The organism is Woeseia sp. D3-10 (assembly GCF_055809415.1).
In genome coordinates, this window is the sequence record NZ_JBVVTW010000007.1 from 34436 (window position 1) to 50599 (window position 16164).

Annotated in this window: 12 protein-coding genes; 8 read left to right on the forward strand and 4 right to left on the reverse strand. The window is 57.5% G+C overall.

All coding sequences use genetic code 11. The annotated features are described in order from the left end of the window. Positions 1-28: 28 nt before the first annotated feature. The 3 genes from AC0L8N_RS00900 to infA all read left to right on the forward strand — a co-directional run bounded on the left by AC0L8N_RS00900 (position 29) and on the right by infA (position 2218). Positions 29-1180, forward strand: coding sequence for a GNAT family N-acetyltransferase (locus AC0L8N_RS00900; RefSeq protein WP_473665703.1), 1152 nt, complete (start codon positions 29-31; stop codon positions 1178-1180). After that, positions 1177-1920, forward strand: a complete 744-nt coding sequence (aat, locus tag AC0L8N_RS00905; protein ID WP_473665704.1) for a leucyl/phenylalanyl-tRNA--protein transferase — start codon at positions 1177-1179, stop codon at positions 1918-1920. The genes AC0L8N_RS00900 and aat overlap by 4 nt, the downstream gene beginning before the upstream one ends. 79 nt (positions 1921-1999) lie before the next feature. Next, positions 2000-2218, forward strand: a complete 219-nt coding sequence (gene infA, locus AC0L8N_RS00910) for a translation initiation factor IF-1 (RefSeq protein WP_068619099.1) — start codon at positions 2000-2002, stop codon at positions 2216-2218. A gap of 72 nt (positions 2219-2290) precedes the next feature. Here infA and clpA read toward each other — a convergent pair whose 3' ends face one another. Together clpA and clpS are read right to left on the reverse strand one after the other, a co-directional pair. Beyond that, positions 2291-4570, reverse strand: a complete 2280-nt coding sequence (gene clpA / locus AC0L8N_RS00915) for an ATP-dependent Clp protease ATP-binding subunit ClpA (protein ID WP_473665705.1) — start codon at positions 4568-4570, stop codon at positions 2291-2293. 43 nt (positions 4571-4613) lie between these two features. After that, a complete protein-coding gene (clpS, locus tag AC0L8N_RS00920) occupies positions 4614-4943 on the reverse strand; it encodes an ATP-dependent Clp protease adapter ClpS (RefSeq protein WP_473665706.1) in 330 nt (109 codons plus the stop codon). A gap of 338 nt (positions 4944-5281) precedes the next feature. On the opposite strand from clpS, the gene gspC reads away from it, so the two are divergent. The 5 genes from gspC (at position 5282) to AC0L8N_RS00945 (ending at position 11460) form a co-directional block, all read left to right on the forward strand. Then, a complete protein-coding gene (gene gspC, locus AC0L8N_RS00925; protein WP_473665707.1) occupies positions 5282-6208 on the forward strand; it encodes a type II secretion system protein GspC in 927 nt (308 codons plus the stop codon). Between the two features lie 114 nt (positions 6209-6322). Beyond that, complete coding sequence (gene gspD, locus AC0L8N_RS00930) at positions 6323-8203, forward strand: type II secretion system secretin GspD (RefSeq protein ID WP_473669983.1); 1881 nt, start codon at positions 6323-6325, stop codon at positions 8201-8203. Positions 8204-8213: 10 nt separating this feature from the next. Beyond that, entirely contained in the window at positions 8214-9749 is a 1536-nt protein-coding gene (gene gspE, locus AC0L8N_RS00935) for a type II secretion system ATPase GspE (protein WP_473665708.1), read from the forward strand. Positions 9750-9767: 18 nt separating this feature from the next. Next, positions 9768-10985, forward strand: a complete 1218-nt coding sequence (gspF, locus tag AC0L8N_RS00940; protein WP_473665709.1) for a type II secretion system inner membrane protein GspF — start codon at positions 9768-9770, stop codon at positions 10983-10985. Positions 10986-11151: 166 nt separating this feature from the next. After that, positions 11152-11460: a hypothetical protein gene (locus tag AC0L8N_RS00945; protein WP_473665710.1), complete on the forward strand. Its 309-nt coding sequence runs from the start codon at positions 11152-11154 to the stop codon at positions 11458-11460. 17 nt (positions 11461-11477) lie between these two features. Here AC0L8N_RS00945 and AC0L8N_RS00950 read toward each other — a convergent pair whose 3' ends face one another. Continuing rightward, positions 11478-14555 (reverse strand): error-prone DNA polymerase, encoded by a 3078-nt coding sequence (locus AC0L8N_RS00950; protein WP_473665711.1) that lies wholly within the window; start codon positions 14553-14555, stop codon positions 11478-11480. Then, positions 14555-16162: a Y-family DNA polymerase gene (locus tag AC0L8N_RS00955; protein ID WP_473665712.1), complete on the reverse strand. Its 1608-nt coding sequence runs from the start codon at positions 16160-16162 to the stop codon at positions 14555-14557. Before AC0L8N_RS00955 ends, AC0L8N_RS00950 begins: the two co-directional genes overlap by 1 nt. Between the last annotated feature and the right edge of the window lie 2 nt (positions 16163-16164).

Here is a 16164-nt window from a genome sequence, read left to right on the forward strand (position 1 = left end):
GCCGGACGCACGACCAGAAGGTCCAACAATGCCGATCGAGATCGTCGAGCGACTGCAGGAGGTTGATGCTGATGCATGGAACCGGCTGAATCGTCACGACTACCCGTTTCTGCAACACGCCTTTCTGGTCGCTGCCGAAGAAACGGCGTGCGTCTCTCCAGCCACCGGCTGGCAGCCATGCCACCTGCTCATGCGTGATACTGACGGCCAGCTCGTCGGCGCCATGCTCCTGTATGAGAAGACCCATTCATTCGGCGAGTTTGTCTTTGATTGGGCGTGGGCACGCGCATACAGTCAGGCGGGCCTGGACTACTACCCCAAGCTCGTTTCTGCGGTTCCGTTCACGCCGGCTGGGAGTTCGCGCTTGCTGTGCCTGGCGGAAGTCGCTGATTCAGCCCCGCGCGCGCTGCTTGAGCGGGCTCTCGCTCTTGCCAAAGAACGCTGTGTCTCTTCGCTGCACGTGCAGTTCCCGCACGAAGACGAACTGCCTGTTCTGCAGCAGGCTGGACTGAAGCTGCGCAAGGATTGCCAGTTTCATTGGCACAACCGCAATTACCAGACTTTTGACGATTTCCTCACCCAGTTCAGCTCCCGCAAACGCAAAAAAGTTCGCCGTGATCGGCGTGCTGTCTGCGAACAGGGAATTCGCTTTCAACGTCTGCACGGTAACGAGATTTCCGCAGAACTATGGGCGACTGTGTACGAACTGATCAGTCGCACGTTTCTGATCCGCGGTGGCATGCCCTATTACAACCTCGATTTTTTCATGCGTGTCGCCGCCAGCTTGCCGGCCAGTATTATGGTCATTCTCGCTATTCAGCAAGACCAAGCTATCGCGGCCGCTGTCTTTTTCGTCGGTAAGAACACTTTGTACGGGCGCTATTGGGGCAGCGACGGACAACACGATGCCCTGCATTTTGAGACTTGCTACTACCAGGGCATCGACTATTGCATCGAGCACGGCCTGCAACATTTTGAACCGGGCACTCAGGGTGAGCACAAAATCAGTCGCGGCTTTTTACCGACCAGCACCTGGTCGGCTCACTGGCTTGCGCACGATCAGTTCTTCGCTGCCGTTGGCCAGTATCTGCAGCAGGAACAGGCGCACGTCGACAGTTACATTGACGATGTCGAGGCCCACAGCCCTTACCGCCAGTCGCTCGACCGGGAACCCCAGTGAGCGAAGGCAACACGCCCGGTATTCGCTGGCTGGCCGCGAACGATCCTGTCGAGGCGTTCCCCAACATCGAGAGCGCCTGTAAAGAGCCCGACGGCCTACTCGCAGCCGGTGGCGACCTGTCCGGCGAGCGGCTTCTGTACGCCTATCGACACGGCATTTTTCCCTGGTACGACGAGCAGCAGCCTATCCTGTGGTGGTCCCCGGACCCGCGCTGCGTCCTCCGCCCCGGCCATTTCCATATTGCCCGGAGGCTACGCCGCTGGCTGCAAACCTGTCCGTTTGAGATTCGTTTCAATTCCGCCTTCGCCGAGGTTCTCTCGGGCTGTGCGGGACAGCGTATGGGGCAGCACGGCACCTGGATCACAGAGGCTATGTCTGGCGCCTACCAGGCGCTGCATGACAAGGGCTGGGCACATTCAATCGAAGTGTGGAATGGCAAGGCATTGGTAGGCGGACTGTACGGCCTGGCAATCGGGCGGGTATTTTTCGGCGAATCGATGTTCTCCCGGGAAAGCAACGCATCCAAGGTGGCCATGCTCGCGTTATGCCGTGAACTGGAACGACGGGAATTCGCTGTACTGGACTGCCAGGTCGTATCCAGCCACCTGCTCACGCTCGGCGCTGAAACCGTGAGCCGCCCCGAGTTCCGCACTTTGCTGGATGTTGCCTGCGAGCCACGCACGGCGCTGGACACCCTGCCGACCACCCCAATTGCTGCTACCAGCCTGATTTCGGCCTGAAAACGTGACAGATGCCGCATTGCAATAGCGGCGACGTTTCTGCACAATGCGCGAGCCCGAATTACCAGAGACATAGAACTTGGCGAAGGAAGAAGCACTTCAGATGGAAGGCGTTGTGACCGAAACGCTGCCCAACACGACGTTTCGTGTTGAGCTGCAGAACGGCCATATCGTGACCGCGCACATCTCCGGCAAGATGCGAAAAAACTACATTCGCATACTGACCGGCGACAAAGTGACCGTGGAATTGACTCCGTACGACCTCAGCAAAGGCCGGATCGTCTACCGCGGCCGATAACAAAAGAGCCCGGCAATCGCCGAGCTCTTATCAGCAGACGCCCTGAGTCTGCGCCCTCTAATCCAATTACTCTCACGTATCCGCTTCTGGCAGATGCTCCAGTTCGCGACGTGCCGGTTCCGCTTTCAAGACCAGCTTGTCTGCGTCGACTGCCACCCGAACATGGCCACCTTCGGCCAATGAGCCGAACAACAGCTCTTCAGCCAACGGCCGCTTGATGTGCTCCTGGATAACCCTCGCCATCGGCCGCGCACCCATTTTCGGGTCATAGCCACGCTCAGCAATCCACGCACGGGCCGCATCATCCAACTCAAGCGTTACATTGTTTGCGCTCAGCTTCGCTTCCAGCTCTACAACCAGTTTGTCGACCACCCGGGTGACCGAACGCGCATCGAGGGAGGCAAACTGAATGATGGCATCCAGTCGGTTGCGGAATTCGGGACTGAAGGCCTTGCTGATAATCTCCGAGCCGTCAGACGAGTGATCCTGAGGTGCGAAACCCATGGCCCGCCTGCTCATTTCCTGCGCGCCGGCGTTGGTAGTCATAACCAGAACGACGTTGCGGAAATCCGCTTTGCGGCCGTTATTGTCTGTCAACGTGCCGTGATCCATGACCTGCAGGAGGAGATTGAACACTTCCGGGTGCGCCTTTTCGATTTCATCCAGCAACACAACCGCGTGCGGGTTCTTGTTGACCGCCTCTGTCAGCAAGCCACCCTGGTCGAAACCCACGTAGCCCGGTGGTGCACCAATCAGACGTGACACGGTGTGCCGCTCCATGTACTCGGACATGTCGAAACGGATGAGCTCCACGCCCAGTATCATCGCGAGCTGGCGGGTAACTTCGGTCTTGCCGACACCCGTGGGCCCGGCGAACAGGAACGAACCAATCGGCTTTTCCTCCTCACCCAAACCGGAACGCGACATTTTGATTGCAGAGCTGAGCGCATCGATGGCCGTATCCTGACCAAATATCGACAACTTCAAATCACGCTCCAACGTGCGCAAAGCATCTTTATCGGATGCTGATACACTCTTGGCTGGAATTCGTGCCATCTTGGCCACGATGTTTTCCACCAACGTCACCGTAACTTCGCTCTCGCGACTCTCTTCCGGCTGCAATCGCAAATGAGCGCCAGCTTCATCAATCACGTCGATGGCTTTATCCGGCAACTGCCGATCATTAATGTGTTTCGCGGCTAACTCAGCGGCCACCCGCAACGCTGAATCCTGATAGTTCACACCGTGATGCTCTTCGAAGCGCGATTTCAGTCCATGCAAAATCGCAACGGTTTCGTCTATGCTCGGCTCCGGCACGTCAATCTTTTGAAAGCGACGCGCCAACGCATGGTCTTTTTCGAAGATCCCGCGGTACTCCGCATAGGTCGTTGAACCTATACAGCGCAGTTCGCCGTTCGCGAGCACCGGCTTGATGAGGTTCGACGCATCCATGACACCGCCAGAAGCCGCGCCAGCGCCGATCACCGTGTGTATCTCGTCGATAAAGAGTATGGCACCAGGGTCCTGTTTGATTTCGGACAGCACCGCTTTGAGTCTTTTCTCGAAGTCGCCGCGGTACTTGGTGCCGGCAATCAATGAGCCCAGGTCCAACGCGTATATCGTGCTCTCTCGCAGGATTTCAGGTACGCGCTCTTCAGTAATCATGCGCGCCAGACCTTCTGCCAGCGCCGTCTTACCCACGCCGGCATCGCCAACGTACAGCGGATTATTTTTACGACGGCGGCAGAGAATCTGCACGGTCCGTTCAATTTCCAAATCGCGGCCGATCAAAGGATCGATCTTACCTTCGATAGCCCGCTGATTGAGGTTGGTCGCGTACTTGTCCAGTGCGCTCGATTCGGATTCCGCCTCACCATCAACGGACGGTGCCTCTTGTTGCTCACCGCTGCCCTCGCCGGGAACGCTTGGCATGCCGTGCGAAATATAATTGACGACATCGAGCCGCGAAATATTCTGCAGCGCAAGAAAGTACACAGCCTGCGACTGCTTCTCACTGAAAATGGCAACCAGCACATTGCTGCCGGTGACTTCTTTCTTTCCACTGGACTGCACATGAAAAACAGCGCGTTGCAGGACTCGCTGGAAACCCAGCGTTGGTTGCACGTCATTCTCGTCGTCGCCATCCATACGTGGCGTCGCTTCGTCGATAAAGTCCGTTAACTGTCGGCGCAAATCGGCGATATTGGAATCGCATGCTTTAAGAATCTCATGCACACGTGGAATGTCGAGCAATGCCAGAAGCAAATGTTCGACGGTCATGAATTCATGCCTCTTGTCACGCGCGTTTTGGAACGCTTCGTTGAGGCAGAACTCCAGTTCACTGCTTAGCATTGTGTGTTACCCGTTTAGTTCGAGCGCCCAAGCTCGGAAAAAATCAAACCTCTTCCATCGTACACAACAAAGGATGCTGTTGCTGCTGCGCGATGCTCGTTACCTGCGCAACTTTGGTCTCGGCAATCTCGTAAGTAAAAACGCCACAAACGCCCTGACCTTTGGTGTGTACTTCTAACATGACCCTTGTCGCCGCCGTCCGTTCCATCCTGAACACCGATTCCAGAACTCCGACAACAAACTGCATTGGTGTGTAGTCGTCGTTAAGTAGCAGGACGCGGTACAACGGTGGCTGCTTGATTTCAGGTCGCGACTCTTCGACCGCGAGGTCATCATCGTGCAACGGTGAAGGGTCGTCGTTCTCGGTAGACATATCGTGCGGACTTCATTGTTAAGTGGTTGATTGGCAGCCCGGGGCACCTGTTCATGACCCGGTAATCAGAATGCATTATATATGGGCCGTTCCCGGCGTACTTAAACCCTGGGTCGCAAAATTCGTCATTAGCGCCACTCTGACCGCCGGGCTCTGCTTCTTACAAGTACCTCAACAAGTGACGATATATACTTGCGCCATATAGGTTTTTTTGGTCGCGGGCTTGTTAGCGGCTGGTTTTAAACCGTATCATCACCCAGCTGCGTTTATATCTGGGAGGCAAACACGCCCCACCTTCCGGAACGCAGCGCCCCGAGGCACCAATACCGGTTATGACATTGAATGCAAAGTGGTCCGATTTCAGCAACTTAGACAGCGAGCGCCTGTTAGCCATGGCGACGCGCGAGTTGCCGCGTTGGCTCACATTCGTGCTGATCGTGGTGTTTGGCTGGCAACTGGCCCGTCTGATTTGGTTGCTGGTTCCCGCACCGGCTGCCGGCGACCCGATTACGGCCCCTGCCATGGCAGCTGTTAACAGCGCGAAGAGCGCCCAATCGGCTGACGTCCAACTCATCGCCGCAACGCACCTGTTTGGGGAAGCGAATGCAGAGCAGGCCCCCGTTCAGCAGGTTGAGACGCAACCCGTTGAAGACCTTGCAGAGACCAACCTTAGTTTGATCCTGAAAGGCACCATCGCTGCCGCTGAAACCGCTGACTCTATCGCCATTATCTCCGACAACCGCAACGAAGAGAAAATCTACAGCATTCGGGATACGGTGGCGCCGGGAGCTACGCTGCATGCGGTTTATACTGACCGCGTCGTTCTCAATCGAAGTGGCGCACTTGAAGTCCTCAAGTTGCCGAAAGAATTTCCTGACACTGCACCGCGGAGCCGGCGAAACGTCGCCGCCGTTAACCGGGCGACAGTGACTGAGGACGACACGCAAAGCATTCAAAATGTGGTTGCGCAGAATGTGACCAAGCTGGCCGACGTCATTCGACCGACACCGTATTTCGTTAACGGCCAGCAACAGGGCTATCGTGTGTACCCCGGGCGAGACCGGCGGCAGTTTGCCGCACTTGGTCTCCGACCGGGTGACCTGATTAAAGACATCGACGGTGCGGCACTTACCGATCCGCAACAAGCCATGCAAATATTCCAGAATTTGGGTACAGCCGAACAGGTATCGGTAACCGTTGAACGCAACGGCCAGCCACAAACGCTGGTACTGAATACCAATCAGCTACAACTCGACGACCAATAGGGACTAGTTTGAACAAAGTCAGCATAAAAACGTTGGCGCAAGGGTGGCGGACCGTTGGTCTGTTGTTGCTGGCGCTGAGCGCCCTGTCCGCTGGCACAAGCCCAACAGCCTACTATCACGCCCAATTACAAAGATGCCGATCTCCGACAAATCGTCGAAGCCGTCGGGGAAGTGACGGGCAAAAACTTCCTGATTGATCCGCGAGTTGACGCCAAAGTAACGATGCTGTCGGCAACCCCCATGTCCCCGGCCGCTTTTTACGAAGCATTTCTTTCGATACTCGAAGTGCATGGCTACGTAGCCATACCGTCAGAGGGCCTCATCAAAATCCTGCCTAATGCCAGTGCTCGCCAGTATCCCGGCTTCCTGTCCGGCGAGGGTGCCGGTGCCGATGACATAGTGACTCAGGTAATACAGGTGCAAAACGTGGGCGCCGCCCAACTGGTTCCCATACTTCGGCCGTTGATTCCGCAGTACGGGCATCTTGCCGCGCACCCCGGCTCGAACATGCTGATAATTTCGGACCGCGCGGGCAACGTAGCGCGCATGATCAGCATCATCCGGCGCATTGACCAGTCAAACGACGAAGACATTGAAGTGGTGTCTTTATCACACGCATCCGCATCAGAGATCGTCCGGGTACTGACGGCGCTAACCCAAACACCGCGCACGGACGGCATGCCCGTGACCACCAGCCTCGTTGCCGATGCTCGAACTAACAGCGTATTGATCGGCGGCGACCGCAGCGAACGATTGCGCTTGCGGGCGCTGATTGCCCATCTTGACACACCCTTGGAAGACGGCGGCGACACACAAGTCAGGTACTTGCGGTACGCCGATGCCGAGGAACTATCTGGCAAGCTGCAGCAGCATTTCGCACAGCAACTTGCCGCAACCGGCGCTGCCCAGGGCAGCGCCTCCAGTTCGTCGGAAGTCAGCGTTTGGGCCGATGCGCAAACCAATGCACTAATCATGAACGCACCGCCAAAGATGATGCGATCGCTAATGCAAATTGTTGATCGCCTGGATATCCGGCGCGCACAGGTGTTGGTCGAAGCCATCATCGTTGAGGTAACGGCTGACAAGGCATCGGAGCTCGGCGTCACCTGGGCCATCGATGGCAGTGGCAGCAACAGCCTCGTGGGCGCCACACGCTTTTCGAATGCCGGTAGCAATATCGTCAATCTGGCCGGACTGCTGGGCGGCGACACACCGACGAGTGCTGACGGCATTATTGGTGAAGGTATTACGACGGGGGTCGGGCGGATCAGCGATCGCGGCACCAGTTTCGCCGCCATCCTGAACGCACTTGAAGGCGATGCTGACACCAACATAATTTCCACACCAACGATCGTCACGACCGACAACGAAGAAGCCAGCATCAACGTCGGTAAAGAAGTGCCGTTCTTGACCGGCTCGTTCTCAAATACCGGTACAGGCAGTGGCGGCGGGGTAAATCCGTTCCAGACCATTCAACGCGAACAAATCGGCGTCAAGCTGACGATTACTCCACAGATCAATGAAGGCAGCGCCGTACTCCTGAAGATATCACAGGAAATTTCGAGCCTGAGCGAAACGGCGACAGCCGGCGCCGCGGACTTGGTGACCAACGAGCGCATCATCGAAACAACGGTAATCGTTGAAGACGGCGGCATTCTGGTGCTTGGCGGTCTGATTGAAGACAGCTTGCGCGAGAACACCCAGCGTGTGCCGATTTTAGGCAGCCTGCCGGTCGTCGGAGCACTGTTTCGAAATCGCAGCGTTAGTAAGGTCAAGACCAACCTGATGGTCTTCATTCGGCCTAAAATACTGCGCGACAGCACCCAGACGGCAGTCGAGACCGACGCCAAATACAACTATATTCGGAACATCCAGTCGGGTGGCGGTGGCGTAAACCAAATGCGCGGCGTCGAACGCCCCGTAATTCCGCCTCTTGAAAGCTACGACCGGCCGGTACCGGTTGACGAATCGTCTGACAACGATTCGCAAGACTGATAAGCACACGATGGAAGAAAGACCGGAACTGTTTCTGGAAGAAGACATCGCCGCGGTAGTCGAACCTGCCCTGCCGCAGGTTGGCGATCTCAAGATTCTGCCCTTCTCCTTCGCGAAGCGACACGGCGTTCTTATTCAGTCCGATGAAGGCGACACGCTCCAGGCGGCCTACCGTGCTGGCGCAACGCCTACCAGCATTGCCGAAGCTCGACGGTTCGCTGGCAAGAAGCTGCGATTGACGAGAGTGACACCGGCCGCTTTCGACACGTTGCTGCAACAAACCTACGAGCAAGGCAGTCACAAAGCCATGCAAATGGTCGGCGACCTCGATGACCACACCGATTTATTGCGGGTGGCACAGGAACTGCCGGAACCTTCGGACTTGCTCGAGAGCGACGATGACGCGCCGATTATCCGCTTCATCAACGCCGTGCTTACCGAAGCCGTCAAAGAAAACGCCTCTGACGTGCACATTGAACCTTATGAGAACCGCTTGGGCGTGCGCTTCAGGGTTGATGGCGTGTTGCAGGAAATCCTGCAAACTCGTCGCGCCCTGGCACCACTCGTGGTTTCCCGAATCAAGGTCATGTCGAAACTCGATATTGCCGAAAAACGCCTGCCACAAGACGGACGCATATCGTTGCGTATCGCAGGGCGCGCGGTCGACGTTCGCGTGTCCACCATGCCCTCGGGACACGGTGAACGAGTGGTGCTACGACTACTCGACAAACAGGCAGGTCGACTGAACCTGAAGTCACTGGGCATGGCGAGTGAATCGCTGAATTTGATGGACGATCTGATTCACAAGCCTCACGGCATTATTCTTGTTACCGGCCCGACCGGTTCAGGCAAGACCACCACGCTATACGCTGCACTGGAACGAATTAACGACAACAGTCGCAACATCATGACCGTTGAAGACCCGATAGAGTACTTCATCGATGGCATAGGCCAGTCACAGGTCAATACCAAAGTTGACATGACCTTCGCGCGGGGCTTGCGTGCGATCCTTCGGCAGGATCCCGACGTCGTCATGGTTGGCGAAATTCGTGATCTGGAGACAGCGGAAATTGCTGTTCAGGCCAGTCTTACCGGGCACCTGGTCTTGTCCACATTGCATACCAACACGGCCGTCGGCGCCGTAACCCGTCTGCGCGATATGGGTGTCGAACCGTTTCTGCTTTCGTCCAGTCTCATCGGAGTTATTGCGCAACGACTGGTCCGCGTGCTGGATCCGAAAACCAAAACGCCGTACACCGCCCGTGAGTACGAATGTTCGACGCTGAATTTTGACCCGGCTGAACCACCGACCTTGTACCGGCCGGGCGTTGAGGCCAGCGCTGGCTATCATGGCCGTACCGGCATTTACGAAGTCATCGGCGTCGATGACGCTATGCGTACCATGATTCACGACGGCGCAAGCGAGCAGCAACTCGAAAAGCACGCACGAACCATGACACCGAGTATTCGCGATGACGGTCGTCGACGGGTACTGGATGGCGAGACAACACTCGAAGAAGTTCTGCGCGTCACCCGCGCAGACTAGCAAGGCCGGAACAGACTAATGGGTGCATTCGAGTTCGTCGCCATCGACAAGACCGGAAAGGAGTCCAAAGGCCTCCTCGAAGGCGACACGCCGAAACATGTCCGGCAACTGCTGCGCGACAAGCAACTGCTGCCGGTCAAGGTAACGGAGATCGCGTCCAAGACGGACAAGAAAACCCGTACGCCAGGAATACGTCGCGGCATCTCCGCACCGGACCTTGCGTTACTCACCCGCCAGCTCGCTACACTGGCACAATCCGGATTGCCGCTGGAGGAAGCGTTACTGGCAGTCAGTCAGCAGAGCGAAACGCCGCGCATCAAGAGTATCTTGCTGGGTGTGCGCGCGCGTGTCATGGAAGGGCACACGCTGGCGGACGGGCTCAGCGATTTCCCGCAGGCGTTTCCCGAGTTGTACCGGGCTACGGTGTCTGCCGGCGAGCAATCCGGCCATCTCGACGCCGTGCTTGAGAGGCTGGCTGAATTCACCGAATCCCGCCAGGTCCTGCAACAGCAAGTCCGCAATGCGCTTATTTATCCCATCGCGTTGTTCGTCACAGCGGTTGCCATCATCAGCTTTATGCTCGCCTACGTAGTGCCGAAGGTCGTCTATGTCTTCGAAAGCTACGACCAGCAATTGCCGTTACTAACCAGAATCATGATTGCGACCAGCGACTTTCTGCGGGATCACTGGTTTGCGCTGATCGTCGGCGTCGTCGCCACTGTTTTCGGCATTGGCAAGCTGCTGGAGAAAGAAGGTCCAAAGCGTCAGTACCACCGTGTTCTGCTGCGGCTTCCCATTATCAGCCGTCTGACTCGCGGTATAAATACTGCACGCTTTACTCAGACCCTGAGCATCCTTGCCGGTAGCGGCGTACCGATTCTGGATTCCCTGCGTATAGCCTCGCAGGTCGTGGTCAACATACCCATGCGTGAAGCCGTTGAAGAAGCGAGCCTGCGTATTCGCGAAGGCGCCATGATCAGCAAGTCTCTGGCAGCAAGCCGGGTGTTCCCGCCGATGATGACGCATTTGATCGCCAGCGGTGAAGCCAGCGGCAGACTGGAAGAGATGCTGGGGCGCGCCGCGAACAATCAGGAACGGGAGGTCGATGGCCTCATTGCGGCACTGCTGGGCATCATGCAGCCGCTGATGGTCATTATCATGGCGCTCGTGGTATTGCTCATCGTGCTCGCAATTCTCTTGCCGATCTTTGAAATCAACAACCTGATCGGGTCCTGAGCAAGCAATACGCGGCGAGTGAAATGCTTACCGACACGTATTTCACTGCTTCCGCCAGAACTGCCGAACACGATCTTGCGCGCCTCCCGCAATCCGGGTATACAGCTAATGAACGTCACCAATGTTTGGTAGCTGATGAAGTGGATTAGAGTCGAGGGGCGGATCCATGCCGGGAAAGAAACACAACAGCGACTTGGAAAACGAAGAACCGCAGAAAGCGGCTGTCGATGACGACGACGATGTCGAAGAATTCGACGGCACTGAAACGGTTGTAATGTCGAGCGACAGCTCGGATGACGATGACGACCTGGATGTTTCCATGGAAGTGAACGTCGAGAAGCTGATGGCGGAAATGGAGAAGACCGGCGTTGACGATGTCATGCGCAAGAAGGAGATTCGTCGCCGGCTTGAAGAGATCCAGGAAAGTCGCAACCTTGACGACACCTACTCTTTCGACATGTACGGCGACGACTGACAGCAGCTACGTTTCGATTAGCGGAAATCCCGCGATGTCACTGTCAGATCACCAAGTAACTCGCTGTGATCAATCAGCCGGCGGGCTATGACGTGAATCACCTTGCCCTCTATCTGCAGTTCGCCCTCCACGCCCATCAGGCGCGCATTCAACAGCACCTGCCGTTGTTGCTCTGCCGTTTTTTTCCACACAATCAGGTTCGTATGGCCTGACTCATCTTCCAGGGTGACGAACGTTACGCCACCAGCGGTACCCGGCCGTTGCTTGGTAATGACCAACCCTGCAACACGGACATGCCGACCACTCGGTATACCGGCGAGATCGCTGGACAAGAGATAGCGTGCATCAACAAGGCGCTTTCGTAACAACGCCAACGGGTGTCGGCCCAGTGTGAGTCCCAGACTCTGGTAGTCGGCCACCAGGTCCTGTCCTTCCGTGGGTTTTTTGAGCATCGCTGCCGGTTCATAGCGCTCGAGGTCAGCGAACAACGGTGTTGCAGTCTCGACACCTGCAACCGTCCAGCGCGCGCGGTGACGGTGACCATCCAGCGCGGTCAGCGCCCCCGCCGCGGCCAATGCACCTAACTCGTTGCGCTGCAAACCAACCCGCCCTGCCATGTCCTGCACGTTACGAAAAGCGGCGACCGAGCGCACTTGTGCAAGCTGACGTCCGGCCGTCTCGGGCAGGCCTTTGACCTGCCGCAAACCCAGACGCAACGCAGGCTCCCCGTTGGCGGCACACTCGAGGCTGCAATCCCAATCGCTGTTATTCACGTCCACAGGCCGAACCTCGACACCATGGCGACGCACATCCTGTATTAGTTGCGACGCGGAGTAGAAACCCATCGGCTGGCTGTTCAGCAAAGCACAGCAAAACGCGGCCGGTTCGTGGCACTTCAGCCAACAGGATACGTACACCAGCAACGCGAAACTGGCGGCATGCGACTCTGGAAAACCGTATTCACCGAAGCCCAGGATCTGCTGGAAAAGCTGCCGGGCGAAGCTCTCTTCGTAACCGCGTTCACGCATGCCATTGATTAGCTTGTCTTCGAACGGCCCGAGACCGCCACGGCGTTTCCAGGCTGCCATCGCACGGCGCAGCTGATCAGCTTCGCCCGGCGTAAACCCGGCAGCAACCACAGCGAGCTGCATCACCTGCTCCTGAAAAATCGGCACCCCGAGCGTGCGCTCCAGTACACCACGTACCTCTTCACTCGGGTAATCAACCGCTTCTTCGCCGTTTCTGCGCCGCAGGTAGGGATGCACCATGTCACCCTGAATCGGTCCGGGGCGAATGATGGCCACTTCAATGACGAGATCGTAGTAACTGCGTGGACGGAGTCGTGGCAACATCGCCATCTGCGCACGGGACTCAATCTGGAACACGCCCATCGTGTCGCCGTCACACACCATATCGTAAACGAGCGGGTCCTCCGCCGGGACACTGGCGAGTGTGTAGCGCCGCCCATCGAATTTGTGGATCAGGTCAAAGCTGCGGCGGATAGCCGTCAGCATGCCAAGACCCAGCACATCGACTTTCAGCAGGCCAAGCTCTTCCAGGTCATTTTTCTCCCACTGGATCACAGTGCGATCCGGCATCGAGGCATTTTCAACCGGCACCAGTGCGGATAACGGACCGTTCGCAATAACGAAACCACCGACATGCTGTGACAGGTGCCGGGGGAAGCCCAGCAATTGTCGCGTCAACCACAACAGCCGCCGGATCACCGGGCTGTCAGGATCGAGGCCCGCTTCACGTACGCGGCTGTCGTCAACCTCGTTGCCGTCCCACCACTGCATCGAGCGCGCCAGTCTGTCGAGCTGCAAACCGGACAAACCAAGCACCTTGCCTATATCGCGTAATGCGCTGCGTGCGCGGTAGGTAATAACGGTCGCCGCCAGTGCGGCGCGTTCACGGCCGTACTTCCTGTAGATGTACTGAATAACCTCTTCACGGCGTTCGTGTTCGAAGTCGACATCAATATCCGGCGGTTCATTACGCTCTTTGGAAATAAAACGCTCGACCAGCATCACCATGCGATCCGGGTCCACCTCCGTAATACCAAGGCAAAAACACACAGCCGAATTCGCCGCCGAACCGCGACCCTGACACAGGATGTTTCGCGAACGTGCGAATGCGACGATATCGTGCACCGTCAGGAAATAGGTTTCGTAATTGAGTTCACGAATCAAGGCAAGTTCGTGTTCGACAATGGTTGTTACCTTTGCCGGCGTACCGTCCGGCCAGCGTGTGCGCATGCCGGCTTCGGTTAGCTTGCGTAAATAGCTGGCCGGCGTTTCGTTGTCTGGCACCAGCTCTTGCGGGTATTCGTAACGCAGTTCATCCAGCGAGAAATTAACGCGTTCGGCTATACGTACACTCTCGGTCAGCAATGCGGCCGGGTAGATTCGCTTCAGCACATTGATTGGCCGCAGGTAACGCTCGCCATTGGCGTGCAGGGAAAAACCCGCATTCGCCACCGTTACCCCTTCGCGAATGGCCGTTAACGTATCCTGCAAAGCACGACGCCCGCGGCAATGCATATGGACATCACCACAGGCGACGAGCGGCAAAGTCCATTCTTTACCCACGGCCTGCAGGCTCGCCAAACGTTCCCTATCCAGGCCGTCGGCCAGCAGCTCCACCGCAATCCACAGCCGCCCGGCGAAACGCGTACAAATCCATTGATCCTCTCGAGCAAGTGACAGGCTCCGGCCCGGCAACCAGAGCAACAGACAGCCCGGCAGGCCATCAGCGAAATCGCTCGCACTTACCCGATAGTGACCTTTATCCGCGGCCCTGCGACCGCGACTGATCAAGCCGCACAGCGCGGCGTAGCCCGCACGGCTCGTAGCCAAAGCGACGAGTTGCAGTCCGCACGTCAACCGAAACTCCGCGCCGATAAGCAGCTTCTTCAGACCGTGTTTTTTTGCCGCCGTGTGCGCCCGCACTACCCCGGAGACAGAACACTCATCCGTAATCGCCAGTGCTTCGTAACCGAGTTCGGCGGCGGTTGCGACCAGTTCCTCAGGGTGCGAAGCGCCACGCAGAAAACTGAAGTTGCTGAGCGTGTGCAGTTCTGCATAAGCATTCATCAGCCGAAAAACCCGTGCACATACCAGCCACCTCCTTTGCGATCACGGAAGACCCAAAGACAGGTACCCGCCGGGCTGCTTGCCACGTAGTAATCGCGAGCAATACTGGCCTCGTCCCACCAGCCGCTTTCAATCCGTTCCGGCCCGTGTTCAAGCTGAAGCGGTCCCTGGTAACAGGGTTGACCGTGCTGCAGAGGCAAGGCTTCCGGCAATTCCAGCATCCATAACGGTCGACGCCGTAACAACGGTGCCGGCGATGGTGCTGCGCAGCGTGGCACGCGCTCCATGAGCCGTTGCCGACGCCAGGCGTAGTCCGGCCGGTGTTCGGCCACCGTATCGATACCGTGCACCGCCTGACTGCCCATACGCGCCGCCAGTCGTTCGATAAGGTGATCGATGGGCACCTCGTCATCGGGGCCTGAACTGAAACCCAGTGATGCGCTTGTCGCTGTGAGTGACTGGCCGTCAGCCGCCTGTAAACGAATCGCAATAACCCCTGCGGGTAATTCAGTCTGTTCAAAGCGGATGCTCAGCAGCTGTAGCCAGAGGGCACTGCTACGTTCCGCTCTGGCGCTGCCAAGCGTCAGCACAGTGGCCGCGTGCTGCAGATGGTAGAAACGAAAGAGCAGACGACGACTTGCCATCTGCCGCGTCAACAGAAACCGCTCTAGCTTCTGTAGCAACTGCTCACAGGCATTCAGCAACCAGGCGCGGTCATTGTGTTCACCGTCAAGATCGCAATCGGCCACGAACGATTGCGGCGCGCGAAAATGCGGACGCGGGTCCGGCAGCCTGCCCAGCGCCCGATCCAGTTCCAGCAAGCGTGCGGCGCCGAAGCGCTGAGTGAAACCGTCGCGTGGCAGACGCAGCAAATCACCGATCTGCGACAAACCCATGCCCTGCAAAGAGGCGCTCAGTTTCGCCGGCCATGCCAGGCAGGACAGCGGCAGCACACTCACCGCTCTGTTCAGCTTGTCACTGGTGACAATGCAACGCCGGCTGCCCGCCCGTGCCAGCCAGGTGGCCGCCAGTGGCGTCGGCGCAATGGCTGGTAAGGCACTGTAACCCTGCGCCTCGAGTGCCTTTACGATCTCGCTGCGCAGGCGCTTCAAACCGGCAAAAAGCCGCAGGCTGGCTTTCAGTTCCAGTAACAGCAACGATGGCGCTTCGACGACGACAAACGACGTGTAACGTTCAGCCCAGGCCGCCAGTTCCTGCAACAACTCGTGCTCACGAATAGCATCGCGTTCTTCGAGTTGCAGCTCAGGCAACAGCGCCAGTGCCGCATCTACGGACAGACCCGGATGCACACCCGCCGCCGCCGCCGTTACGCTGGCCTGCAGAATCTGCCGTATGCCCTGCCGCTCTTCAAAGACCGCGTACAGAGGCAGGTCATCAGCAACGTTCGATGACTCGAGTGGCAATCGCGGTAAATACAGGCACAGCCAGAGCTGTTCGTCAGGTGTCGTGCGCAGCAGCGGCTGGCGTTGTAACGGCGATAGCGGCGGCTCCTCCGGCAGTAACGACTGTTGCTCCGGGGTACGCGTTACAGCGGGCGTCGGGCCCGCGTCCCGCAACAGGGCGGACTTTTTACCGGCAACCGCCACGA

What these genes read in the sequence shown, in the direction of transcription:
- gspF (WP_473665709.1), top strand. Translation starts at nt 9,768, where the DNA reads ATGGGTGCATTCGAGTTCGTCGCCATCGACAAGACCGGAAAGGAGTCC.
- gspE (WP_473665708.1), top strand. Translation starts at nt 8,214, where the DNA reads ATGGAAGAAAGACCGGAACTGTTTCTGGAAGAAGACATCGCCGCGGTA.
- clpA (WP_473665705.1), bottom strand. Translation starts at nt 4,570, where the DNA reads ATGCTAAGCAGTGAACTGGAGTTCTGCCTCAACGAAGCGTTCCAAAAC.
- AC0L8N_RS00950 (WP_473665711.1), bottom strand. Translation starts at nt 14,555, where the DNA reads ATGAATGCTTATGCAGAACTGCACACGCTCAGCAACTTCAGTTTTCTG.
- clpS (WP_473665706.1), bottom strand. Translation starts at nt 4,943, where the DNA reads ATGTCTACCGAGAACGACGACCCTTCACCGTTGCACGATGATGACCTC.
- AC0L8N_RS00900 (WP_473665703.1), top strand. Translation starts at nt 29, where the DNA reads ATGCCGATCGAGATCGTCGAGCGACTGCAGGAGGTTGATGCTGATGCA.
- AC0L8N_RS00945 (WP_473665710.1), top strand. Translation starts at nt 11,152, where the DNA reads ATGCCGGGAAAGAAACACAACAGCGACTTGGAAAACGAAGAACCGCAG.